The following is a 22,072-nucleotide window of genomic DNA, read 5'->3' as shown; positions in this document are numbered from 1 at the left end:
CCCCGCAGCATTCGGAGCAAAAAACAAAACCGGCAGTAAAGACATCACTGTCCGGCCAGCCGGTGGCATTCCATCACTTCCGGATGACCACTGCAGATTCACGGAAGGCTTTGCATCTTTTGGAATCAAACAAGATAAAAGCGGTCACATATTTATGGATTTTTTCCGGGTTAATCACGGCTCGGTAGCCGGTAATGACTCCTTTATCCTCCAGCTTTTTAACTAGTTCCTTTACAGCAGGTACGGACAAATTGATCCTGTGGCCAAGCTCCGTCATGGAAATCCGTGCGTCCTCCTGCAGTTGATATATTATTTTTTGATCCAATAGATCGATTCAAAAAGAGCCTCCTTAAAATATTAGTCTATGAAGCATAAATAACGTAAAAAATAATGTTTTCTTATGTAATTACCTCATAAAATATATGTTAAATGATTCCAATTAGAAATACAATAAAAGGGCAAGTAGATAGGAGGGATAAGCTGTTGAATAGACGAACGCCGTTGCTGATTATTGATGTTCAGAATGCTTTTAATGACCCAAGCTGGGGTAGAAGAAACAACGAAAATGCAGAAAGGAACATTGCCAGAGATTACTACTTTCATGGAGAAAATCGGGATGGCCGGTTATCCATGTTTCGCATATATCCGATCATCCTCAATCCTTATTTTTTAGAGAAAGCGATTCGAGCAGAATAAAAGAAATCGTTTTACCTGAATCGGATGAAATCATCATAGAGAAGTCTGTTAACAGTGCTTTTATCGGAACGAATTTAGAGTCGATTCTTCATAAACTTGAATGTGAGAGGTTGATCATTTGCGGATTAACTACGAATCATTGTGTGGAAACGACCACTAGAATGGCGGGAAATCTCGGTTTTGACCCCATCCTAGTGTCAGATGCTGCTGCCGCTTTTGATAGGACCGGTCCTTATGGAAAATCATATAGGGCAGAGGAGATTCACCAAATGACCCTAGTGAATCTTCACGAAGAATTTGCGGAAATATGGACAACAGAAGAAGTATTGAGAAGAGAGAGGGGCATGAATGATGGGACTTGAAATGAGAACAAATTGTGAGAAATGCGAAAATCCTTTGGATAACCAATCTCTCGCATACATTTGTATCCATGAATGTACTTTTTGCCATGATTGTACAGCTGAAATGAACCGCGTTTGTCCGAATTGCGGAGGCGAGCTGGTGCAAAGGCCGAGAGCAGGCGGGGTTTGTCCAATTACCAGAATTGAATCTTAACATACTACCTGTTATTCCTATTTTTGAGTCAAATGAATATCCCTTGTAAACAGATTTATTGATGGATCCTGTGATTTTTGGTTTTTCTCTAACTTCTTAATCGTAATCACACGAGTGACCGTTCTTGTATTCTTGCTTTTGTCGGTCACTGAATATTTCAGTTTAAAAGTTCCTTCTTTTTTTGTGTTAACCTGTCCGGTAATCTTGACTTTAGAAGTAATGGTGACATCTGCGTTATCCGTCGCCTTCACACCTGATTTCGTGTCAAAATAATATCCAAGATAGGCTGTTTTAATAGTCGCTCCAGTTATAACTGGAGTGGTTGTCTTTTTTTGACGGTAACAATCCGCTTAACTATAGCGGAATTTTTCGCTCTGTCGTTCACTTTGTATGTCAGCGTGTATTTCCAGGTTTTTTTTGTATTTACCTTACCTGAAATGACGATCAAACAGGTGATGTAACCATTAACATTATCCGTCGCCGTGACACCTTTTTTTTTTTTGACTAATCGCCGGAAGGCTATTCAACTAACCAATGCAGTTTAGTTTGATAAAGGAAGGAAGGGAAATAAAGGCTGAATGTAGAATTTGAATGAAATTGGAGGTGTGCTTATGAAACAGTATGTATATAATATGGTACCGAGTGAGATGAGAGGGGACAAATTGATACGTTAAATTCTTTAAAGCATCCTTATCCTCAACTGTATGAGAAATATACTAAAAAGTATTTTGACCATCCAGAAAGACCCAAACTACTTAGTAAACAAGTTCCAAATACCATTGGATATTACAAAGAAGAAAGTAGAAAAGGGAATAGATTTGGATTGTTTCCTTATATTCCACATGTATTAAGTCTTGGAGAAGTAGATATTAACAATGCAGAAATTATAACTTGGGAAAAACCCCGATAAATTTTGAAAAAATATACTTAAACTAAACATGGAAGAAAACAGGGCTACTGCGGCTGATTATAAATAAAGTAAACGAAATAAGAAATATCTGGATAGTACAGCTTGGGATAACTTCCATTCACAGGCAATAGCTAAGAATTTAAATCTTTATAAATATGAGATGGATTTGCATATGAGTTAATGCAGTTCTCGTATCAGCAATCTTTTTTCGAAATTATTTAGTAAAGATAAAAAATCATAAATGTTAAAAAATTGAAAAAGATAGGTGGTTAAATGAGGATAAGAAAAGCTGAGTTAACCGATGCCAAAGAAATAGCTAAGGTACACGTTAATAGTTGGAAAACCACATATGCAGATATCATCCCAGACGAATACTTAAATAATTTGGTTTATGAAGGACGAGAAAAATTATGGAAAGAAAACATTCCTAATAGCGAAGTATTTGTAGCAGAAAACGAGGAAGGGAAAATTGTTGGATTTTCTTCTGGAGGTAAAGAAAAATATGGTAAATACCCTGATTACACAGGTGAATTATATGCTATTTATATTTTAAAAGAGTATCAAGGAAATGGGCTGGGGAAATTATTGGTTAAAGCAATAATTGAAGAAATGCAACAAAATAATTTTTCCTCAATGATAGTTTTAGTGCTTGCAGATAATAGTTCTCGTCTTTTTTATGAGACTCTTGGTGGTAAAAAAATAGACACCATTGAGGTTAACATTTCCGGGAAGAAACTCAATGAACTTGTATATGGATGGGATAATATTAGAACACTGCTCTAAATTAAACATTTATAGGGAAGATGCTTCGTCACATCAGATTAATGAATCACTAGTGAATTTTTTATTGCAGTATTATACGATGGAACAGTTACATTAGAAGAAAAAATGTGAGGCAGTTTTGATCCTTGGAAGGGTAAAAGGAGAATACACAAGAGGGCTGGCTTGGCTAAATATGAATTCGAACGGCATTCTATCCACTAAAATGCTTTGGTGGCATTCTTGCCGACTCAAAATCATGGAGGAATGAATATGTCAAAATCAAAACAAAAAATCGTTCCACATTTATGGTATGAAAAGGGGGCAAAAGAAGCTGCCGAGTTTTACGCTTCCATATTCCCGGACTCAGAAATCACTAATGTCACAACCATCAAGGACACACCATCAGGCGACTCCGAGATTGTCTCATTTGAGCTATGGGGACAGAAGTTCATGGCAATCAGTGCTGGACCTTATTTCAAAATTAATCCGTCGATCTCATTCATAGTTAATTTCGATCCATCGAGAGAAAATGATGCGCGAGAAAAAATAGATGAGGTATGGAACAAATTGTCGGAAGGCGGCACAGCGTTAATGCCGCTTGATAAGTATCCCTTCAGTGAGAGGTTTGGGTGGATTCAGGATAAATATGGATTGTCCTGGCAATTAATGCTTACCAATCCAGAAGGTGAAGAACGGCCTGCTATCGTTCCATCACTTTTGTTTGTCGGCGAAAAATGCGGCATGACCGAAGAGGCGATTCATTTTTATTTATCTGTATTTAAGAACGCAAAACAGGGACTTCTCACCCGCTATCCTCAAGGCATGGCACCTGATAAAGAAGGAACCATCATGTTCTCTGATTTTATGCTGGAAGACCTGTGGTTTTCCGCAATGGATAGCGCACATGAGCATCAATTCAATTTTAATGAGGCCATATCATTCATGGTGTATTGTGACACACAAGAAGAGATTGATCACTACTGGGAAAGGCTATCTGCAGTTCCTGAAGCAGAACAATGCGGCTGGCTGAAAGATAAGTTCGGTATATCCTGGCAGGTTGTGCCAAGCGAGATGAATGAGATGATGAGCAATGCCACACCGGATCAGCGTGCACGCCTGACGAATGCTTTTCTTAAAATGAAGAAATTTGATCTGGAGAAATTACGGCAAGCATACAAGGGATAATCAGACTTTGAGAGCTTCTTCTTTTCACGCAGGGACCCTGATATATACCTAACATAAAAAAGGGTGATTTATTCACCCTTTTGCATGTTTAGATATTTTCATTAATTGTATGTCATCGAATGCTTGCTGAAGGTTTGCCATTGTTTTGATCTCAGCAAGGTTCAATCCAAGGCTGACCATGGTTTGTGCCACCTCTGGACGAATTCCTGTGATAATGGTCTGTACACCGGTTAAGGATAAAGCATCAATTACCTTAAAAAGCTGATTGGCCACCATCGTATCAACAATCATCACACCTGACACATCTAAGATAAGATGGGAGAGCTTAAGTTCAACCGAACGGTTCAATGTAGTTTCCATGAGTAAATGCGCTCTATCAGTATCTAAGTTTCCAATTAACGGAAGAATGCCTACCCCTTTTGTCAGCGGAACAACAGGCACGGAAAGCTCCATAAATGCATTTTTCGCATTTTCAAGGGTTTTTTGATGAAATTCCACATAAGAGAGGCTAAAACTATAAACCGCCCGATCTAACAGGGGATCAATAATATGAATGACATCAAATACAGTGGAGGCAGCCATATTTTTGGCTGCTGTTTCCTTTTCGATAGCTTTCCAAATATAGGTCCGGTAATAGCTCGTATCTTTCAACGCTTCGTCCAGCGGTACTCCAAGCTTATAAAAGTATTCGCCGGTTTCTCTTCCCCAATTAAATATTTTTTCATAGGCTCTTTCTTTGTCCATATGTTCGATTAACGCTTCTCCAAATAAACCGATGAAATTAGCCCGAATCTCCAAAATATGTGCTTCTATTTGCTGAAATTCCCTTTTTTCACTTTCAGACATTGGCACTCCAGCCATCCTGTCTTCATGTATGTTGGCGGCAATTTCATCCTTCTTTTCTAAAATCATTTCCCCTAATAAGTTCAATTCATTATTCAATGTACTTCCTCCAAATCTTAATGGATCCGCAAAAGTGTTTTTCTTTCTTCATAATATAGTCTATCTATTTTATCATTAATAAAAAAATAATGATATTTTATAGTGCAGCCGCAATCCTTTGTTCAGAAGACCGTCCTCAAGCTGTTTATTAATTTTTTTGTACAAAATATATATCTCTAATCAAGTAAATACAATCATTATAAAAGCTTCTCAGGAGGGGGAATCTCATGAACAATCAGTCTCAGCCGCAAGCTCAGCTTCCAGGCCATGTAAGTATCGAACAGTTTAACCAAATGCTATCCCCGCCGGAATTGTTTGCTTCCAAACCGGAGTCGCTGACTGAACAGCTGTTTATTGAACGTTCCTTAACTGAAAATAAATTTTGGCTGAGGATCATGAAGGAACACGCTTTATTTTTAGGGGAAGGTTTTAACCGGAAAGACACTAATCTGATTCAACAAACCGACAGATTTTATCATTATTTTGAGCAGCAGGAGAAAAAGGCATACCAGGTGCCTAATAATGCTTCCATGGTCAGAAAGCTAAATGAAGAAAGCATCGAGCTTGTGCAGGGATTCCGGAATTTCAAAAGAAATTTATTGATTTTGATTATTAATTGTAAAGTAAGCGGATTTAATTTTCCTTTGCTTGTTGATCATGTTGCACGTGAAGCCGAATATTTTATGAGAACGTTAAAGAAGTTTAATAAAGGGATATTAGAACCTATTCAGGACGCAATTATCAACGAAAATGTGTTTTGGTTAAGAATCATGATGGAACATTCACGTTTTATTGCCTCATTGCTGGATCAATCTGAAAGAAACTTAGTGAGGGCTTCGCTTAAATTCGGTGATGATTTTGAAACGCTTTTAAATCAGGCAAGAGATGTGGAGTCCATGCTTTATCATAAACAGCCCACCTATCCAATCATAGGCAAAATGAACAAGGATAGTGAAAATGCTGCAGCTGAAATCAGAAATTTTAAGGCGGCTGGCCTGGAGCTTATAAAAACCTGCCAAATCCGTAATGTGATTAATCCGCTGCTTGCTGATCATGTGCTTCGGGAGGCTGACCATTTCATTTATATGATTCATGTTTTGGAAGAACGTTTAAATAAGAAAAAGGCGGAAGAACAGCAGAGGTAAATATACGTGTTAACTGGATATGAAAAGGATTATGGAAAAAAGACAAGATTGGGAGAAACATATGACGAGCGATTATCACATGATTGATGACAATCAGAGGAACGCCTATCTTGATGCCATATATACCGCTATTGAAAAAGGGATGGCTGCCAAGGAAGTAGTGTGCTCGATTACAACAGGTTTTCGTTCAGTTAAAACATTGCGAATTCAGCCTGGCCTTAATCCATATCATGCTTCTGTTGCGGATATCGGCTATGGGTTTGATGCCGTGCAGGGAACGATTGACCGGATACGAAAAGGTGTGTCCTCCAATAAGGTGGCCATGCTTGTTTTTGATCTGGATACATTAAGAATCTCTGAGCAGCAGCTGAGTCCTAACTTTGAATTAGCTGTAAAAAATGCACCTCCTGATGTTTATACTTTAGTTGATTACAGCAGGAAATTAAACCAGCAAATTGCCGTGAGAATTCGGGAGGCGAATGTTCTGGGCAAAGAGCTGCTTGGATCTGAGTGGGATGTGATTTTGTCGCAGGCTGAACCGATTCAAGCCATTCCGCGCCTCTAACTGTAAGGAGGAAAGGAATATATATGTTAATGGCTCATGATGAAAAAGAGCGCCTGCTGGATTGGTGGAAGACGATGGAGGAGTCAAAACCGGTGGTGCGAAGACTGATGTCATTAATGACTGAGCTCCGGCTGCATCCGGAATCAAGCCATGCCGTCGGAATGATTTTGCTATACAGAGCTGCTTCCGAGGTGTCATACGGCTATGCAGGAGTAAGGGGATGCATCAGGCGCGCGTTTACAAACGAGTATGGAGAAGCATTGAGAATCAATATGGCAAGGTGCCATAGCTTTGCACAGAAATTTTCAGCTGATACAAAAGTACTTTTGAAGCATGTGAAAGCAAACGTTGCCGGTGAGCATGCTAAACAAATTATCAGTTATCTTGAAGAGACCTTAATGGAAAATGACCGATTTTTAATAGAAATAGAAGATAAAGCAAATGCTTTTTTTGGAAGGGACACATTCATGACTTTGAATGAGAAAATGAAATCATAAAAGCTAAATAGGCAAGAAGAGTAAAATCACACTCTTCTTGTCTTTTTTAATGGCTGTCTTCGTATAATTTGTTGCTATAAAACAAAGTGGTTGATTTCCGCTCCAGGATGCTCGCTTTCCGCGGGGCGGGCGGTGAGCCTCCTGATATGAACGAAACTGTCAAGGCTCCCACTCTTCCTGATACTAGGTTTTGTTTTTGGGCAATCTTAAGAAGAGAAGCAATACTTAGCTTCTTTGCCCGGTAAGATATTCAGCCATTTGGCTAGACTAGATCCTTCTTTAGCTTACAGACCACTCATTATCTCTCCCTATACGTGTCAAGTGCTTTCCTTGACACGTATAGGGAGAGATAATACCCTCGTCTAAGCTAAAGAAGGAGTGATCTTTCCTCCTTTTTATTCTTGTTATAGAAGGTAAGAACACGGCACGAAAGCAAAAATTTCAACTGCGGTTAGCACTCTGATATTCGTGGGTTTTCACATTTTATCTTTCCGTATAAAGGACTTGTCCACTAACTCGGAACGTGCGTTAATCGAATTGGATATAGCACAGAGGAGGCACGTGGATTTTCCTTTCCGGTTTTACTCTTTGCTTTCGAGCCCTATTCTCATTTTCTATTTTATTACTCCGTGACTGATGAACAGGAAAGTACTCTTTTAAGCTTGTGGAACATCTTCTACTTCTTGCATAACAGCCCAAATAAAACCTGCCAATTCTCTCGCAATCGCTGTTATTGCCTTACTGCTTTCTTTCCCTTTGGATAATAAACGAAAATATTTCTTGTGAAGACGATTCTGAGCCTTCCAGGATATGGCTTGGATCGTTGGGGACTGACCTTTTTGCCTTCTTGCCAGTTCCCCTTTAACAGCTGGCTGATACCGGTAACTCCATGCAGACTCCACCAGTAAACGACGTACGTGCCGATTGCCTGTCTTGGTTATATTTCCTTGTCTCCTGCTTTCTCCACTCGATTGTTCACTCGGTATTAACCCGACATAAGCCATGAATTGTCTAGGTGTGGTAAAACGTTTAAAAGAACCAATTTCAGCTACCATGCTTGCTGCAGTCACGAGTGCCAATCCCCTTAGGGATTGAAGTGCCTGAATTTTTGGGGCGTGCACTCCCTCACTGGAGAATATTCCGTCAGTCTTTATATGAAGGATTTTACAGCCGAGGGTGATCCTTATTTTGGGGGTGCCTATTATACAGGTTGGTTAGAAGTTTACTCCAATGGATTTTATGCTAAAGTTGAGGAATTTTGTTTTGACAATCATACTTTAAAACAATTTTATAATGCCATAAAAAAACTAATAGTTATGGAGGATAATAAAGCCTCCTTTAAGTCCGAAAGTAATGAATTAAAAATTGCTTTAGATTTAGAGTTAAATGGGAACATTATGTTAGATGTATCCTTCAAAGATAAGCATAGTGATGATAAATTTACATGTAATATTGGTTACTATGATTCCATTCGTGATCCATTCACCCTTCAGTCCGACCTAAGCAATATGCCTTGTTATAAAGTTAATAAATATGGGTGTCTGTTTTTTTTGGTTTTGATTTTACCGTAAAGTAGACAATAAAATAAACGATTAAACCAATTATAAAAGTATAAGTTGACCGATAGATAAAAAATCCGGTAATCAATGTAGCGATACCAATAAGATATAATAAAATTTTTTTGAAATCCAAGTTGGTCATCTCCTTAAAAGAGTGAATATTCATTTTGATTATTATACCATATTATGGAACTTTAATGTGATACATTGGAAGTTATGACCCCTGGGGTTAAGCATGTTGAAAAATACCGAGGTTTCAACAGCACTAGTTAAGGAAATGCTCCATCACATGCTGATAAGGTTAAGGAAGTGGAAGATCACATGACAAGCAGCTGCCTTTAAGGTGGCTATTTTTTTATGGCTTCAGGCAAATTCGCTCGAATGGAAGCCAGGGAATCATTGACTTGATAAAAAGTACTTCTGAAGCATGTGAAAGCAAACGTTGCCGGTGCGCATGCTCAACAAATTATCATCCAGCTTGAAGAGGCCTTAGTGGAAAATGACAAATACTTAATAGAAATAGAAGAAAAAGCACAGGCCTTTTTTGGAAGGGACACTTTCATGGCTTTGAATGAAAAAATGAAAACATAAAACAAGAAGAGTGAGCTCAACTCTTTTTGTTTTTTTTATCTTAGACACCTAGCACTGGTGCTGGTGGATGATCGCCTGCTGAACAGGATTTGTATTGTGTTTTCAGCCTGTAATAGTATCATTGTGCAGAAGATAAAGTATATTGTTGTGCAGTGCATGTGACAATAAACGGACCCAAAAACCGTACAGTTTTGGCTTGAGGTGCTGTATGGTTAATACATAGGAGGATGAAAGATGCAATTAGATGAACGAAGTGCTCACTTACTGCGGATATTGCAGCAGTCGTCTCCTTTAAAGATGGATGAGCTTGAAGCGCAGACCAATTTGACCCGAAGACAGGTGCAATATGGGATAGGGAAAGCAAATGATTGGCTTCAATATCATGATTACAAGCCTATCGGCTATGAACGTAAAGCAGGTTATTACTTATCAGACAGCATTCTTGCTGAGGATTTGCAGGTGAATCTGACTACGCGTACATATTTGTTTTCCGAGGGAGACCGTGAGAAGGTTTTTTCTCTGACGCTTCTGCTTAGCAGGGAGGTATTGTCTCTTTATCACTTTCAATATATGTCAGGGGTTTCCCGAAATACAGTATTAAAGGATCTGCAGCGATTAAAGGAAAAAATGAGGCAGGCAGATCTTACAATTAGATATTCCAAGCAGGACGGCTACCTTGTAAAAGGGTCGGGCACAGCAAAAAGATATGTGGCGGAACAGCTGGTACATGAGGTTCTCCATAGTGCAAACAGCTCCCTCATCATTGAATGTGTATGGGGACATGCAGCTGACCAGATTCATTCCATCCAGCATGAGCTCGAAACCATTGAACGTAAGCTTGGCATTACTTTTACAGATGAGCGGCTCCAGGAATTGACGTATTTGTTTTTGACGGCAGATGCGCTGATTGCAAAAGGAGATCCGCTGGAATCGATTGACAGCTGGAAAGAGCTTACAGCTGCGAAGGAATGTAAGCTTGTTGAAGACATGGTAAAAATGGATGGATTTCTATCAAAATGGAATGAAACCGACATACTTTATGGAACACTGCATTTATTAAGCATGAACCGGACAAGGGATGTGTCTCCCCTGCAGGAGGATCATGTCATACAGCAGCTTTTGAATAACATTGTTGAGGAATTTGAGAGGCTGGCATGCCTGCATCTGCAGGATAAGGAATTGCTTTTAAATCAGCTTTATATTCATTTTAGGCCGGCATATTATCGCATGCAGTACCGCATTTCACATGCAAATAGCATGGCAGAGCGGATTCAGCGGGTTTATCCGGAGCTGCACCATTTGACCCGAAAAGCGATGAGCCCCCTGGAGCAGGCAATAGGCTGCAAAGTCCCGGAAGATGAAGCAGCGTATTTTACGATTCATTTCGGCGGCTGGCTCCGCAGGCAGGGCACGGCGCTTGATGACAGGAAGCGTGCGATTGTGGTTTGCCCGAATGGAATAGGCATCTCAAGCATCCTGATGTATACGCTTAGAGAATTATTTCCTGATGTATTGTTTTTAGATGCATTATCAATCAGAGATATGGTGAATTACCCGTTATCATATGATCTCGTTTTTTCCACAGTCCATCTTAGGACGGATGCCGCCTTATTTATAGTGCCGCCGATTTTGGAGATTGCAGATAAGCAAAAACTCCGACAGCAGGTGATGCAAAAGCTTTACGGTTATTCAGGGCAAAGCCTTGATGCCGGTGCACTTTTGAAGGTTATTGCACAATATGCGAACATTCGTGATTATGAGCAGCTTGAGGCAGCTCTTTCATCCCACATTTTTGCCGGGACACAGAAGATGAACAAGCATTCAATAGAGGAGGCAGAGAAACCTGTGCTGGAAGAATTATTAACATCACAAACCATTCAATTAAAATCGTCTGTATCTGATTGGAAGGAAGGCATTAAAGCCGCTTCACAGCCCCTGGTTGATTTAGGGACGATAGAAGAAAGATACGTAGACAGCATGATTTCATCCATTGAGGAAAACGGGCCATATGTCATCATTACTCCAGGTGTTGCTATTCCCCATTCAAGGCCCGAAGCTGGCGTGCGGTCATTATCTATGAGTCTATTAAAGCTCGATGAAGCTGTAGATTTTGCGCCGGGTAAACCGGTTCGCCTGATCATTGTGCTTGCAGCAGCGGACAGCGAATCGCATTTGCGGGCATTGGTCCAGCTGACACAATTGCTTGGTGAGCCATCGAACATAGAAGATATACTGCAAAGTACGGATAAAAGCGTTCTACTGAACTATATTCATAAATATTCAAAGGAGGAAACGGTATGAAAATCATGGTGGTATGTGGAAATGGATTAGGAAGCAGCTTTATTATGGAGCTTAACGTGAAAAAGGCACTCACTGAAATGGGGAAAACAGCAGAAGTGGATCATACAGATTTAACGTCCGCAAGAACGGTCCAGGCTGATATTTTCATAGGAGCGGCTGATATCATGGGCCAGCTGGATGATGGGAAGCGCACGGTTGTTACCCTGGAAAATATGATGAGCATTCCGGAAATCAAATCTAAACTAGAATCGCATTTAGCGTAATAAGGAGGAAATAGCATGAAGAAAATCATGGTAGTATGCGGAAATGGATTAGGAAGCAGCTTTATTATGGAGCTTAACGTGAAAAAGGCACTCACTGAAATGGGGAAAACAGCAGAAGTGGATCATACAGATTTAACGTCCGCAAGAACGGTCCAGGCTGATATTTTCATAGGGGCAGCAGATATCATGGGCCAGCTGGATGATGGAAAACGCACGGTTGTTACCCTGGAAAACATGATGAGCATTCCGGAGATCACATCAAAGTTAGGTTCCGTTTTAGAATAATATGAGCAAAAGGAGATAAAAGCTATGTTAGATCTTTTAATGAATGATATTCTCGGAACGCCTTCTATATTAGTCGGGCTTTTCGCTCTTATCGGTTTGCTGCTGCAGCGCAAATCTGCGGCTGAGGTAGTATCCGGCACGCTAAAAACGGTGATGGGCTTCATTATTATAGGAGCAGGTGCAACTGTTTTGACAGGTGCACTGACCATTTTTAGCAAAATGTTTGTCCACGCCTTCCATGTTCAGGGTGTGATTCCGACAAATGAAGCGGTTGTAGCGGCTGCACAGGGCAAGTTCGGAGCCTCAACAGCGCTTATCATGGTATTTGGAATGATCGTCAATATCATTCTTGCTCGTTTTACCCGTTTTAAATATATCTTCTTAACAGGCCATCACACGTTATTTATGGCATGCTTGCTGGCTGTTACATTATCGGTTGGCGGATTGAAAGGATTTCCGCTTATCCTGGCAGGTTCGATTCTTTTAGGGTTATGTATGGTACTCTTTCCTGCGTTGCTGCAGCCATATGTCCGCCAGATTACAGGCAGCGATGATTTTGCAGTCGGCCATTTTGGCTCAATCGGATATTTTACTTCTGCAAAGGTCGGGAAATGGTTTGGCAACAAGGAAAAAACGACGGAACAAATCAATGTTCCAAAGTCATTGGGATTTCTGCGAGATACATCCGTAGCGGTTTCTCTGACAATGACCATTTTCTTTGTCATCGTAGCCTTGTTCGCCGGGCAGGGATATATTGAATCGAAGCTTTCCGGCGGTTCGAATTTCATCGTCTTTTCATTAATGCAAGCGATCACATTTGCTGCTGGTGTTTATATCATACTGGCTGGTGTACGTATGCTGATTGCTGAAATTGTTCCCGCATTTAAAGGAATTGCAGAAAAAATCGCACCAAATACGAAACCTGCACTGGATTGCCCGACGGTCTTCCCGTTTGCGCCAAATGCAGTCATTATCGGATTTTTATTCAGCTTTCTTGCCGGCTTGTTATCCATGTTCATTCTTCCGGCCATCGGTTTGAAAATCATTGTTCCAGGACTTGTTCCGCACTTCTTTACAGGTGCAGCGGCAGGGGTATTCGGGAATGTGACAGGCGGAAGGCGCGGCGCGATGTTTGGTTCGTTTGCCAATGGACTCATTATTAGCTTCATTCCAGCCATTCTTTTAGTCTTTATGGGGAATGTCGGATTTGAAGGAGCGACATTCGGCGACTCGGATTTTGGTATCGTCGGAATCATCATTATAAGCATCCTGAAATTTTTAGGATTATCTTAAGGTACATAGAAGGAGGGACTATCTGTTCCCTTCTTTTTTTTATTTCCGGTCCTGACGCAAGCGGATGCTGGAAAAAAGAAATCGCAGCTATCAGAAAAGTATAAGGTTTTTGTCTAAAAAGGTCGATTTATTTTAATAGTTTCGTCATACATGCGTCTATACAAATAAAATACAATTCTGCTAAAATATAAGTTTGGAATTAAAAGAAAAAGGGAATTGTAATTAAGAAAAGTATTGGCAGATTACTATTTTATGGATATGAAATTGGCTATGAAAATGATGGCTGCTCATATTAACACCAGTGGTTATGCATCACATATCTTATAATGCCTTTTACAACAGTCCGAAAATACTTTCTGCTGATATGAAGGTAGGGAGTTGTCCATGATGGAATTAGTGCCGGAATTGATGAAAAACTTAAAACAAACAAATGGCGGCCATATATTTTACCCCTATGGTAACGTAGAAAGCTATCTTAGCAATGCTATTTCTTTTATTGTAACTGCGGTGAAGAACGGTGATCATGTTATGTTTGTTGAAAATGATAGAAATCTCCTTCACATCAATAAAATGCTGAAAAAGCAGTTAAGCCATGATGAATTGGCTAAAGTACATATCATGAATAATTTTGATTTTTATTATTCTAACGGGAACTTCCACCCTCATACCGTTCTTAATTACTTTTTAACGAATATCGCTCCATATCATGAAGCCGGTGCTTCCATATGCACATGGGGCCTGATTGAATGGGGGAATGATCAGGAAATTCACAATGAGATTGCAGAATATAAGAGTAAATTAAATCAATATATTCTTCATAATGGAGTCATTTCAGTTTGTGCATATGATGCCAGAAGAACTCCTGAATCTTTAAAAAAGCTATTAATGGAATGCCATGGAGTGTTATTAACGGATAAAGAATTCAGATTTTTGGAATAAGTGAAAGCTCTTTGCGGCAGATAAAAGGCGCACATTTTGCTGTGCGCCTTTTATCTGCCGATTATTTCAGTTTTGAAACTTTTTTGGGAATTGTTTGATGATGCCGCTGCTCAGGGCATCCGCCAATTTGATGATATGGTCTTCTCCCGGGTCATGCAAAAGACAGGATCAATGGCACCAGCTTCAAAATTTGCTCCTTCAATGACATCTTCTCCCTTTACTGATTTTTTCCATAATATATGTCGAATGATTTTATTCTTGGCGAGTGCTATAGAGGAAAAGGCAGGAATATTACAGAGGCAAAATATTATCAATTTTAAGGAATTTCTGTTGACGAAGGTTTTTTCAAGGAGTATTATGAAAGCGTAATCAAATTGAGTAACCGTTTACGTAAATTATTTAATCAATGAAAAAAGAGGGAAATTATGGACCCTACGATTAAGCATGTTGCGAAAAAAGCGAATGTTTCAATAGCTACAGTATCCAGGATTTTAAATAATAAACCAGGTTTCTCCCTGAAAACCAAGGAAAGAGTTTTAGAGGTTATTGAAGAGCTCGGTTATCAGCCTAATGCTATTGCAAGGGGATTGATTAATGGGAAAACAGAAACCATTGGTGTAATGATGCCTCGGCTGCTGGATATGTTTGCTTCAAAAGTGTTGGAAGGTATTGATAAGTATGCACATGAACGGGGTTCTAGTGTTATTGTCTGCAATACGGATAACAGTAGAGACCGGACAATGAAATATCTGCAGTTCCTTGGTGAAAAGCGGGTAGACGGCATCATCTTTGTCAGTCAATTGCTCGAGGAAGACTATTACAGGATGATGGCGGATATGAAGATACCCATTATCCTGGTTTCGACCATTTCTTATGAGTTTCAGCTTCCATATGTAAAAGTCGACGACTATCATGCGGCCTTCAGTGCCACGCAGTATCTTATTCAAAAAGGGCATAAGAAAATTGCCATGATAGCAGGAGAACAGACCGACCCTGTTGCAGGGATACCCCGAATTGAAGGATTTAAATCTGCCCTGAAGTCTGCAGGACTAACTCCGGATGACCGCTTTATTATATCCACTGGCGGTTATAGGCACGGTGACGGTAAGCGCGGGATGGAGCAAATACTTGAAAGGGGACTGGATGTCACGTCGGTCTTTGCATGCAGTGATGAACTGGCAGTAGGAGCCATGTCTGTCGCTTATAAAAAAGGAATTTCAATACCAGATGACTTGTCGATCATTGGCTATGACAATACTCCATTGGCTGAAATGTCGTTTCCTCCGTTAACAACGGTTGCACAGCCTCTATATGATATGGGAAACAAGTCGGCAGAAATGCTGTTCAACATGATGGAGACTGGTGAAAGATCTGAAAGCAGAATCATGCAGCATAAAGTGATTGAAAGAGAAACAGTTAAAGAGATACTTTGTTAACTAGTATCTTTTTTTTAAAAAAACGTAAACGTTTACTAAATTACGTAAACGTTTTCCTTAAAACAGGAGGGAAAACCATGGAAAAACAGTGGTGGAAAGATAGCGTTGTGTATCAGATTTATCCAAGAAGTTTTAAAGACAGCAATGGTGATGGAATAGGGGATATTCAAGGGATTATTTCCAAGCTGGATTACTTACATAAACTCGGCATCGATATTATCTGGCTGTCTCCTGTATACAAATCTCCAAATGATGACAATGGCTATGATATCAGTGACTATCAGGATATCATGGACGAGTTTGGCACAATGGAGGATTTTGATGAGCTTTTGGGTGCTGCCCATGACCGGGGCATTAAAATCATGATGGACCTGGTGGTGAATCATTCATCAGATGAGCATCAATGGTTTGTTGAATCACGTTCTTCAAAAGATAATCCAAAACGCGATTATTATATTTGGAAGCAGGGCAAAGACGGGGCACCACCAACAAACTGGGAAGCGGCTTTTAAAGGCTCTGTATGGGAATATGATGAAGCTACAGACGAATATTTTCTTCATCTTTTCAGCAAAAAGCAGCCGGATTTGAACTGGGAAAACCCGAAACTCCGCAGCGAAGTGTATAACATGATGAAATGGTGGCTGGATAAAGGGATCGATGGTTTCCGTATGGATGTAATCAACTTTATCTCCAAGGATACAAGCTATCCTGATGGAGAGGTACAGCCCGGGAAGCAATATGGAAATGGAAGCCCGTATTTCATGAACGGCCCGCGTATCCATGAATTTTTCCAGGAAATGAATCAGGAGGTTCTTTCCAAGTACGACATTATTACCGTTGGGGAGACACCGGGAGTCACTCCTGAGGAAGCGAAATTATATACCGGCAGGGACAGAAATGAACTGAACATGGTCTTCCAATTTGAGCATATGGGCTTGGGTGATGGCCCTGAAGGCAAATGGAGCAATGGTCCTTGGAAGCTGACGGAGCTTAAGCGTATTTTGACCAGGTGGCAAAAGGGTCTGGAAGAGGATGGCTGGAACAGTCTTTACTGGAATAATCATGATCAGCCCCGAGTCGTCTCACGATTTGGAAACGATCAGGAATACCGTGTGGAGAGCGCCAAGATGCTTGCAACCCTTCTTCATATGATGCAGGGAACTCCTTATATTTACCAGGGTGAAGAGATTGGGATGACAAATGTTGCATTCGATACCATTGAAGAGTACCGGGACATCGAAACGCTGAATGCCTACAAGGAGCTTGTTGGGGAAGGGAAGATGAGCAAGGATGATATGATGTCAGCCATCTATGCCCGCAGCAGGGATAATGCCCGGACACCGGTCCAGTGGGATTCCACGAAGTATGCAGGCTTTACATCCGGACAGCCATGGATTGATGTTAATCCAAACTATACGGAGATCAATGCAGAAAAGGCGATGGAAGACCAGGATTCTATTTTCTACTATTATCAAAAACTAATTAGCCTTCGCAAGAAACACGGCATCATTGTCGAGGGTACCTACGATCTGATTTTAGAAGATAGCGAGAATATTTATGCTTATACACGAAGCACGGATAATGAAAAGCTTCTTGTAATCTGCAACTTTACGGGTGAAACAGCACAGTTCGACTTGCCTGAACATATTTCATATACCGAAACCGTGTTATTGATCCAAAACTATCACACAGACAGCAATGATATTCAGCATATTGAATTAAAGCCATATGAAGCACGCGTATACAAACTTTCATAAAAGGGGCGGAAATGAAAATGAAGAATAAGAAATTAGTAGGTACAGTTGCAGCGTTATCTCTGGGAGCTTCATTACTGGCAGGATGTTCTACTGGAGGATCAAAGGATGACGGAAAAACGCATATCGAATTTTTCTCAACAAAAGTAGAAAACTCAAACACATACAAAGAACTGATTAAGGATTTTGAGAAAAAGAACCCTAAGATTGCAATCGATCTTACTTCACCGCCGGATGCCGGTACAGTTATAAAGACTCGTTTAACCAAGAACGATTTGCCGGATATTATTGCTTCAGGTGATGACACTACCTTTACGAATCTGGCAGATTCCGGAGAGCTTTTGGATCTATCTAATAAAAGCTTCAAGGATAATATCCAGCCGGCATTCATCGATATGGTTAAAAAAGATTACAAAAAAAGCAGTGCACTTTACGGTATTCCATATGCAACAAACGGGAACGGTGTAATTTACAACAAAGACAAATTTGAAAAGCTTGGCATCAATGAAACGCCAAAAACATGGGATGAGTTTATCGCTGATTTGGATAAAGCAAAAGCGGCAGGCGAGATTCCGATTTACTTTACACTTAAGGATGCATGGACTGGAATGGTCGCACTTAACTCTGTTGCTTCGCCAGTCGGGGCAGATCAGTTTGCAAAAGATAAAACGGACGGAAAAACAACTTTCAAGAAAAGCTACAGTGAGGTTGCCGACAAGTTGGTGACACTTGAAAAGTATGGACACAAAGACAATTTGGGCGTTGCTTATGGTGATGGAAATACTGCGTTTGCACAGGGCAAGGGCGTGTTCTATCTTCAGGGAAACTGGGCTATTCCAGAAATCCTGAAAGCAAATCCTGATGCGAAGCTTGGCGTATTCCCTTTCCCTGCTACAAATGACGTGAAGCAAAACAAGCTTGTATCAGGAATTGATGTACTGTTTTCTGAAACAAAAGCCACTAAGCACCAAAAAGAAGCGGATAAGTTCATTGAATTTTTGGCAAGCCAGGATTCAGCCCAAACTTATACAAAAGAGCAAAAATCATTCTCTGCGGTTAACGGCGTAACACAGGACGATCCGACGCTTGCCGGCTACAAGGACAGTTTTGCAAACGGAAATATTGCGGGCTATGCTGACCACTTCTTCCCAGCCAGCTTAAATGCTCCTAACATTGTACAGGACTTCTTTATCAAGAAAAATAAAGATGCCTTCCTCACAAAAATGGACAAGGAATGGGATAAGGTAGCAAACCGAAAATAATAAATGAAGGCAATGGAGCAAATAGGGTATCCATCTGGATGCCCATTCTCTATCTAAGGGGTGGTTATTGATGAAAAAGCGCAATTATGCCTATCTGTTTATGGTATTGCCCGGTGTTTTATTGTTCTTCATCTTTCATACTTTTCCGGTTTTAAAAGGGATTTTTTATAGTTTTACAGACTGGAAGGGTTACGGGGACTGGAACTTTGTCGGCATAAAGAATTATCTGAATGTGTTTAAGGATGACCGGGCGCTGCATGCCTATTTATTCACCTTTAAATTTGCGATTGTTTCGACCATTATCGTAAATGTGTTAAGTCTATTAATTGCGATTGGCCTTAACTCCAAAATTAAGGCAAGGAGCTTTTTCAGGGGAGTTTACTTTCTGCCCAATATTCTCAGTGTTTTGATTGTAGGTTTTATTTTTAACTACATATTTGCCCATATGCTGCCGCAAATCGGGGACGCTCTGCATTTGGATGTATTATCAAGAAATATCCTCGGAGACCCTAATCTTGCCTGGATCGGTGTGGTCATTGTCGCATCATGGCAGTCCATTGCTTTTAATACCATCCTTTATCTGGCTGGCCTGCAGACGATTTCATCGGATATTTATGAAGCTGCGGCTATTGACGGGACAGGGAAATGGCGGGAATTCTGGAGTATTACTTTCCCGCTGATCGCCCCATTCTTTACGATTAATATGGTGCTTTCTTTAAAAAACTTTTTAATGGTGTTCGACCAAATTGTGGCGATGACAGGCGGGGGACCAGGCCAGTCTACAGAATCAATTTCGTATCTGATCTATAAAGGCGGCTTCCAGGGAGGAGATTTTGCCTACCAATCTGCCAATGCGGTTATTTATTTCATTGTGATTGTGGTTATTTCCGTTCTTCAGCTTAGATTCCTGCAAAAACGGGAGGTTGACATGTAATGAATAAAACAAAAACAAATTGGACGGTGCAAATCCTGATCGCGCTTGGTGCATTGTTCGTGCTGGTTCCCTTATATTTGACCATCACCATTGCCTTAAAGAATCCGCAGCAGCTGGCACAATCTGTACTTGCATGGCCCGATAAACTACACTTTGAAAACTTTTCCGAGGCCATTCAAATGACTAACTTCTGGGCTGCCTTTGGAAACAGTGCCATCATTACAGTCAGTGTAGTGATTTTAACGCTGCTGACGAATTCAATGGTTGCCTATGCAATTGCCAGAAACATGCATAAACGTTTCTTTAATATCTTATACTATTTTCTTGTCAGCGCCATGTTCATCCCGTTTCCGATTATCATGCTTCCTATTGTGAAGCAAATGAGTGACTGGGGACTGGATAATATGGTCGGGCTTATTCTCCTGTATGTGGTTTACGGCCTTTCATTCAACATTTTCGTATATGTCGGATATATTAAGTCGATACCAAAGGAGCTGGAAGAAGCGGCTATCATGGACGGAGCCAGTACGTGGGGAGTGTTCTGGAAAGTGATTTTCCCTCTATTGACACCTATCAATGCAACAGTTGCCATACTGACTGCTCTGTGGGCGTGGAATGATTTTATGCTTCCTCTCGTATTGTTGGATCAAAATTCAGCTACATTGCCTTTGGTACAATATGTATTCCAGGGACAATTCAGCACAAACTACAACCTGGCTTTTGCTTCCTATATCATGGCTCTTGCGCCAATGGTCGTTGTTTACCTGTTCGCGCAAAAGTGGATCATCAACGGAGTCACAAAAGGGGCCATCAAATGAGAAACCGGATTTTTCCGGTTTCTTTTTTTTGATTGGCGGAGGGGTTCCTGGTTTGTCTCTTGAATAATAGGCGGAAAACATTAATGAACTATCTTCAGATTTTACTCTCCGATATTGGCCGGCTGATTGGAACGTAGGGATGCTTCGCTTTCCGCGGGGCGGACGTGAGCCTCCTCGGCTGCGCATGCGGGGTCTCACCTGTTCCGCTGATCCCGCAGGAGTCTCGCCCCTTCCGTTTCAATCAGCCTGAGTTAACAATGGGCTTGTCACACAGAACTCATAAAAACAAAACTCTTTAGTAAAAGAGCCTTTTTTGATTGGGGGAGGGGTTTCTGATATATTTCTAGAATAATAGGGGAATGGGATATCGGCTTTGTGTAAAGCTGGATATAGCAGAAGGAACAGGAGTGGTAACATGAAGATAGATATCGTGCATGAATATGATATCAGTAATGAATTATCTGCAAATATACAAGAATTATTAAATGACAGTTTCCCCGAAATTTATCCTAAGAATAGAATTTATTTTAAGCAGCTTCCGCATTTTAGATTCCTTGCCTTTGATCAGGAAAATCGGCTCATTGGACATGCTGGCCTGGATTACAGAGTGATGAATGTAAACGGAAAGCCTTTAAGAATACTGGGCGTTATTGATTTATGTGTTGCGGGAAATACACGTTCCCAAGGTGTTGGATCGAGGTTATTGCTTGAAATAGATGCGTTTACCGAGGGGCGCAATATTGATTTTATCCTTTTATTTGCAGATAAGATGAACCTGTATGTAAAAAATGGATATCAGCCAGTTAATAATGTATGTAAGTGGCTAAAAATCAATGTGGAAACACATACAACAAAGGGAATAGGCACCGAACACATCGATGGATTAATGATTAAGAAAGCGGGCATAGCCAATTGGGATGAAGGTGAACTTGATTTATTAGGATATCTTTTTTGATGGTATTTTTCAGATAATTCCCATATTTTCCATCATGCTGTATGAATCTCCTGAAAATTAGTATATAATGGAAATTATAGGGGGCGTGGAATGAAAAAAATATTTAGTGTTTTTCTTACTTTACTTGCGTTTTTAGCGATTAACTATTTTGTTAGTAAAGCAGTTAAAGGCAGCTTTATAGATTACTCTTTCATCGTGGGTCTGCTTCTTACGGTTATAATTAAATTTTTTACCTCCAAAGGCGGAGTCTCTGCAAAAATGGCAGAGGGATATACCCAAGCTACGACCACTGAACGAATGGAACATAGCAATAAGGAATATTCCTTTTCTCCAGGTGCTGTTTTTTACACAGGAATAGCTTATACCGGATTATCCGTATTGGTTACGTTTATTCATTATAGAAGTTATTTCTAAAACACATGGAA

Annotated in this window: 23 protein-coding genes and 2 pseudogenes; 20 read left to right on the top strand and 5 right to left on the bottom strand. The window is 40.4% G+C overall.

Annotated features, from left to right (window positions below; translation table 11 throughout):
• Positions 1–47 precede the first annotated feature (47 nt).
• A pseudogene (locus ACN6MY_RS19525) lies at positions 48–334 on the bottom strand (Lrp/AsnC family transcriptional regulator); the annotation flags it as partial.
• A 149-nt stretch (positions 335–483) separates the two neighbouring features.
• Between ACN6MY_RS19525 and ACN6MY_RS19520 the strand changes: the two are divergent.
• Together ACN6MY_RS19520 and ACN6MY_RS19515 are read left to right on the top strand one after the other, a co-directional pair.
• A pseudogene (locus ACN6MY_RS19520) lies at positions 484–1,058 on the top strand (cysteine hydrolase family protein).
• On the top strand, positions 1,048–1,251 hold the full coding sequence (locus tag ACN6MY_RS19515; protein ID WP_419884230.1) for a DUF1272 domain-containing protein: 204 nt from the start codon (positions 1,048–1,050) through the stop codon (positions 1,249–1,251). The pseudogene ACN6MY_RS19520 and the gene ACN6MY_RS19515 overlap by 11 nt, the downstream one beginning before the upstream one ends.
• 17 nt (positions 1,252–1,268) lie before the next feature.
• On the opposite strand, the gene ACN6MY_RS19510 is transcribed toward ACN6MY_RS19515, so the two are convergent.
• Positions 1,269–1,502, bottom strand: coding sequence for an immunoglobulin-like domain-containing protein (locus ACN6MY_RS19510; protein ID WP_419881657.1), 234 nt, complete (start codon positions 1,500–1,502; stop codon positions 1,269–1,271).
• Positions 1,503–1,558: 56 nt separating this feature from the next.
• Positions 1,559–1,699, bottom strand: a complete 141-nt coding sequence (locus ACN6MY_RS19505; RefSeq protein WP_419881656.1) for an immunoglobulin-like domain-containing protein — start codon at positions 1,697–1,699, stop codon at positions 1,559–1,561.
• A 735-nt stretch (positions 1,700–2,434) separates the two neighbouring features.
• On the opposite strand from ACN6MY_RS19505, the gene ACN6MY_RS19500 reads away from it, so the two are divergent.
• On the top strand, positions 2,435–2,944 hold the full coding sequence (locus ACN6MY_RS19500; RefSeq protein WP_419881655.1) for an N-acetyltransferase family protein: 510 nt from the start codon (positions 2,435–2,437) through the stop codon (positions 2,942–2,944).
• 249 nt (positions 2,945–3,193) lie between these two features.
• Entirely contained in the window at positions 3,194–4,108 is a 915-nt protein-coding gene (locus tag ACN6MY_RS19495; RefSeq protein ID WP_419881654.1) for a VOC family protein, read from the top strand.
• 72 nt (positions 4,109–4,180) lie between these two features.
• On the opposite strand, the gene ACN6MY_RS19490 is transcribed toward ACN6MY_RS19495, so the two are convergent.
• Positions 4,181–5,050, bottom strand: a complete 870-nt coding sequence (locus ACN6MY_RS19490) for an STAS domain-containing protein (RefSeq protein ID WP_419881653.1) — start codon at positions 5,048–5,050, stop codon at positions 4,181–4,183.
• A gap of 227 nt (positions 5,051–5,277) precedes the next feature.
• Here ACN6MY_RS19490 and ACN6MY_RS19485 point away from each other — a divergent pair, with 227 nt between their 5' ends.
• The 3 genes from ACN6MY_RS19485 (at position 5,278) to ACN6MY_RS19475 (ending at position 7,257) form a co-directional block, all read left to right on the top strand.
• A complete protein-coding gene (locus tag ACN6MY_RS19485; RefSeq protein WP_419881652.1) occupies positions 5,278–6,195 on the top strand; it encodes a DUF2935 domain-containing protein in 918 nt (305 codons plus the stop codon).
• Between the two features lie 61 nt (positions 6,196–6,256).
• Complete coding sequence (locus ACN6MY_RS19480) at positions 6,257–6,760, top strand: hypothetical protein (RefSeq protein ID WP_419881651.1); 504 nt, start codon at positions 6,257–6,259, stop codon at positions 6,758–6,760.
• Positions 6,761–6,783: 23 nt separating this feature from the next.
• Positions 6,784–7,257, top strand: coding sequence for a hypothetical protein (locus tag ACN6MY_RS19475; protein WP_419881650.1), 474 nt, complete (start codon positions 6,784–6,786; stop codon positions 7,255–7,257).
• Between the two features lie 656 nt (positions 7,258–7,913).
• Here the strand turns inward: ACN6MY_RS19475 and ACN6MY_RS19470 are convergent.
• Complete coding sequence (locus ACN6MY_RS19470) at positions 7,914–8,327, bottom strand: transposase (RefSeq protein WP_419881649.1); 414 nt, start codon at positions 8,325–8,327, stop codon at positions 7,914–7,916.
• 84 nt (positions 8,328–8,411) lie between these two features.
• On the opposite strand from ACN6MY_RS19470, the gene ACN6MY_RS19465 reads away from it, so the two are divergent.
• The 13 genes from ACN6MY_RS19465 to ACN6MY_RS19405 all read left to right on the top strand — a co-directional run bounded on the left by ACN6MY_RS19465 (position 8,412) and on the right by ACN6MY_RS19405 (position 22,061).
• Positions 8,412–8,828 (top strand): hypothetical protein, encoded by a 417-nt coding sequence (locus tag ACN6MY_RS19465; protein ID WP_419881648.1) that lies wholly within the window; start codon positions 8,412–8,414, stop codon positions 8,826–8,828.
• A gap of 813 nt (positions 8,829–9,641) precedes the next feature.
• Positions 9,642–11,708, top strand: coding sequence for a BglG family transcription antiterminator (locus ACN6MY_RS19460; RefSeq protein ID WP_419881647.1), 2,067 nt, complete (start codon positions 9,642–9,644; stop codon positions 11,706–11,708).
• On the top strand, positions 11,705–11,971 hold the full coding sequence (locus ACN6MY_RS19455; protein WP_090991063.1) for a PTS sugar transporter subunit IIB: 267 nt from the start codon (positions 11,705–11,707) through the stop codon (positions 11,969–11,971). Before ACN6MY_RS19460 ends, ACN6MY_RS19455 begins: the two co-directional genes overlap by 4 nt.
• A 15-nt stretch (positions 11,972–11,986) precedes the next feature.
• The gene (locus ACN6MY_RS19450; RefSeq protein WP_071352060.1) at positions 11,987–12,256 is read left to right on the top strand and encodes a PTS sugar transporter subunit IIB; all 270 of its coding nucleotides are present in this window, start codon (positions 11,987–11,989) and stop codon (positions 12,254–12,256) included.
• Between the two features lie 24 nt (positions 12,257–12,280).
• Positions 12,281–13,549, top strand: a complete 1,269-nt coding sequence (locus tag ACN6MY_RS19445; RefSeq protein WP_419881646.1) for a PTS ascorbate transporter subunit IIC — start codon at positions 12,281–12,283, stop codon at positions 13,547–13,549.
• Positions 13,550–13,933: 384 nt separating this feature from the next.
• Entirely contained in the window at positions 13,934–14,488 is a 555-nt protein-coding gene (locus ACN6MY_RS19440; protein ID WP_419881645.1) for an MEDS domain-containing protein, read from the top strand.
• A 425-nt stretch (positions 14,489–14,913) separates the two neighbouring features.
• Entirely contained in the window at positions 14,914–15,924 is a 1,011-nt protein-coding gene (locus ACN6MY_RS19435) for a LacI family DNA-binding transcriptional regulator (RefSeq protein WP_419881644.1), read from the top strand.
• 77 nt (positions 15,925–16,001) lie between these two features.
• On the top strand, positions 16,002–17,681 hold the full coding sequence (locus ACN6MY_RS19430) for a glycoside hydrolase family 13 protein (protein ID WP_419881643.1): 1,680 nt from the start codon (positions 16,002–16,004) through the stop codon (positions 17,679–17,681).
• Between the two features lie 17 nt (positions 17,682–17,698).
• Positions 17,699–18,940, top strand: a complete 1,242-nt coding sequence (locus ACN6MY_RS19425; protein ID WP_419881642.1) for an ABC transporter substrate-binding protein — start codon at positions 17,699–17,701, stop codon at positions 18,938–18,940.
• A gap of 70 nt (positions 18,941–19,010) precedes the next feature.
• The gene (locus ACN6MY_RS19420) at positions 19,011–19,874 is read left to right on the top strand and encodes a carbohydrate ABC transporter permease (RefSeq protein ID WP_419881641.1); all 864 of its coding nucleotides are present in this window, start codon (positions 19,011–19,013) and stop codon (positions 19,872–19,874) included.
• A complete protein-coding gene (locus tag ACN6MY_RS19415) occupies positions 19,874–20,692 on the top strand; it encodes a carbohydrate ABC transporter permease (RefSeq protein WP_419881640.1) in 819 nt (272 codons plus the stop codon). Before ACN6MY_RS19420 ends, ACN6MY_RS19415 begins: the two co-directional genes overlap by 1 nt.
• Positions 20,693–21,107: 415 nt before the next feature.
• The gene (locus tag ACN6MY_RS19410) at positions 21,108–21,647 is read left to right on the top strand and encodes a GNAT family N-acetyltransferase (protein WP_419881639.1); all 540 of its coding nucleotides are present in this window, start codon (positions 21,108–21,110) and stop codon (positions 21,645–21,647) included.
• Positions 21,648–21,737: 90 nt separating this feature from the next.
• Entirely contained in the window at positions 21,738–22,061 is a 324-nt protein-coding gene (locus ACN6MY_RS19405) for a hypothetical protein (RefSeq protein WP_419881638.1), read from the top strand.
• Positions 22,062–22,072: the final 11 nt, after the last annotated feature.

Source organism: Peribacillus sp. B-H-3 (assembly GCF_048572925.1).
In the GTDB taxonomy this organism is placed as follows: domain Bacteria; phylum Bacillota; class Bacilli; order Bacillales; family DSM-1321; genus Peribacillus.
Note: the sequence above shows the minus strand (reverse complement) of the source record. Positions and strands in the feature narration are given on the sequence as shown.

Bases quoted from the DNA above. Each gene is read 5' to 3' on its own strand.
- ACN6MY_RS19445 (WP_419881646.1), top strand. From the start codon at position 12,281: ATGTTAGATCTTTTAATGAATGATATTCTCGGAACGCCTTCTATATTA.
- ACN6MY_RS19425 (WP_419881642.1), top strand. From the start codon at position 17,699: ATGAAGAATAAGAAATTAGTAGGTACAGTTGCAGCGTTATCTCTGGGA.
- ACN6MY_RS19410 (WP_419881639.1), top strand. From the start codon at position 21,108: ATGAAGATAGATATCGTGCATGAATATGATATCAGTAATGAATTATCT.
- ACN6MY_RS19420 (WP_419881641.1), top strand. From the start codon at position 19,011: ATGAAAAAGCGCAATTATGCCTATCTGTTTATGGTATTGCCCGGTGTT.
- ACN6MY_RS19460 (WP_419881647.1), top strand. From the start codon at position 9,642: ATGCAATTAGATGAACGAAGTGCTCACTTACTGCGGATATTGCAGCAG.
- ACN6MY_RS19435 (WP_419881644.1), top strand. From the start codon at position 14,914: ATGGACCCTACGATTAAGCATGTTGCGAAAAAAGCGAATGTTTCAATA.
- ACN6MY_RS19480 (WP_419881651.1), top strand. From the start codon at position 6,257: ATGACGAGCGATTATCACATGATTGATGACAATCAGAGGAACGCCTAT.
- ACN6MY_RS19495 (WP_419881654.1), top strand. From the start codon at position 3,194: ATGTCAAAATCAAAACAAAAAATCGTTCCACATTTATGGTATGAAAAG.
- ACN6MY_RS19455 (WP_090991063.1), top strand. From the start codon at position 11,705: ATGAAAATCATGGTGGTATGTGGAAATGGATTAGGAAGCAGCTTTATT.
- ACN6MY_RS19500 (WP_419881655.1), top strand. From the start codon at position 2,435: ATGAGGATAAGAAAAGCTGAGTTAACCGATGCCAAAGAAATAGCTAAG.
- ACN6MY_RS19465 (WP_419881648.1), top strand. From the start codon at position 8,412: ATGAAGGATTTTACAGCCGAGGGTGATCCTTATTTTGGGGGTGCCTAT.
- ACN6MY_RS19430 (WP_419881643.1), top strand. From the start codon at position 16,002: ATGGAAAAACAGTGGTGGAAAGATAGCGTTGTGTATCAGATTTATCCA.
- ACN6MY_RS19485 (WP_419881652.1), top strand. From the start codon at position 5,278: ATGAACAATCAGTCTCAGCCGCAAGCTCAGCTTCCAGGCCATGTAAGT.
- ACN6MY_RS19475 (WP_419881650.1), top strand. From the start codon at position 6,784: ATGTTAATGGCTCATGATGAAAAAGAGCGCCTGCTGGATTGGTGGAAG.
- ACN6MY_RS19405 (WP_419881638.1), top strand. From the start codon at position 21,738: ATGAAAAAAATATTTAGTGTTTTTCTTACTTTACTTGCGTTTTTAGCG.
- ACN6MY_RS19515 (WP_419884230.1), top strand. From the start codon at position 1,048: ATGGGACTTGAAATGAGAACAAATTGTGAGAAATGCGAAAATCCTTTG.
- ACN6MY_RS19415 (WP_419881640.1), top strand. From the start codon at position 19,874: ATGAATAAAACAAAAACAAATTGGACGGTGCAAATCCTGATCGCGCTT.
- ACN6MY_RS19450 (WP_071352060.1), top strand. From the start codon at position 11,987: ATGAAGAAAATCATGGTAGTATGCGGAAATGGATTAGGAAGCAGCTTT.
- ACN6MY_RS19440 (WP_419881645.1), top strand. From the start codon at position 13,934: ATGATGGAATTAGTGCCGGAATTGATGAAAAACTTAAAACAAACAAAT.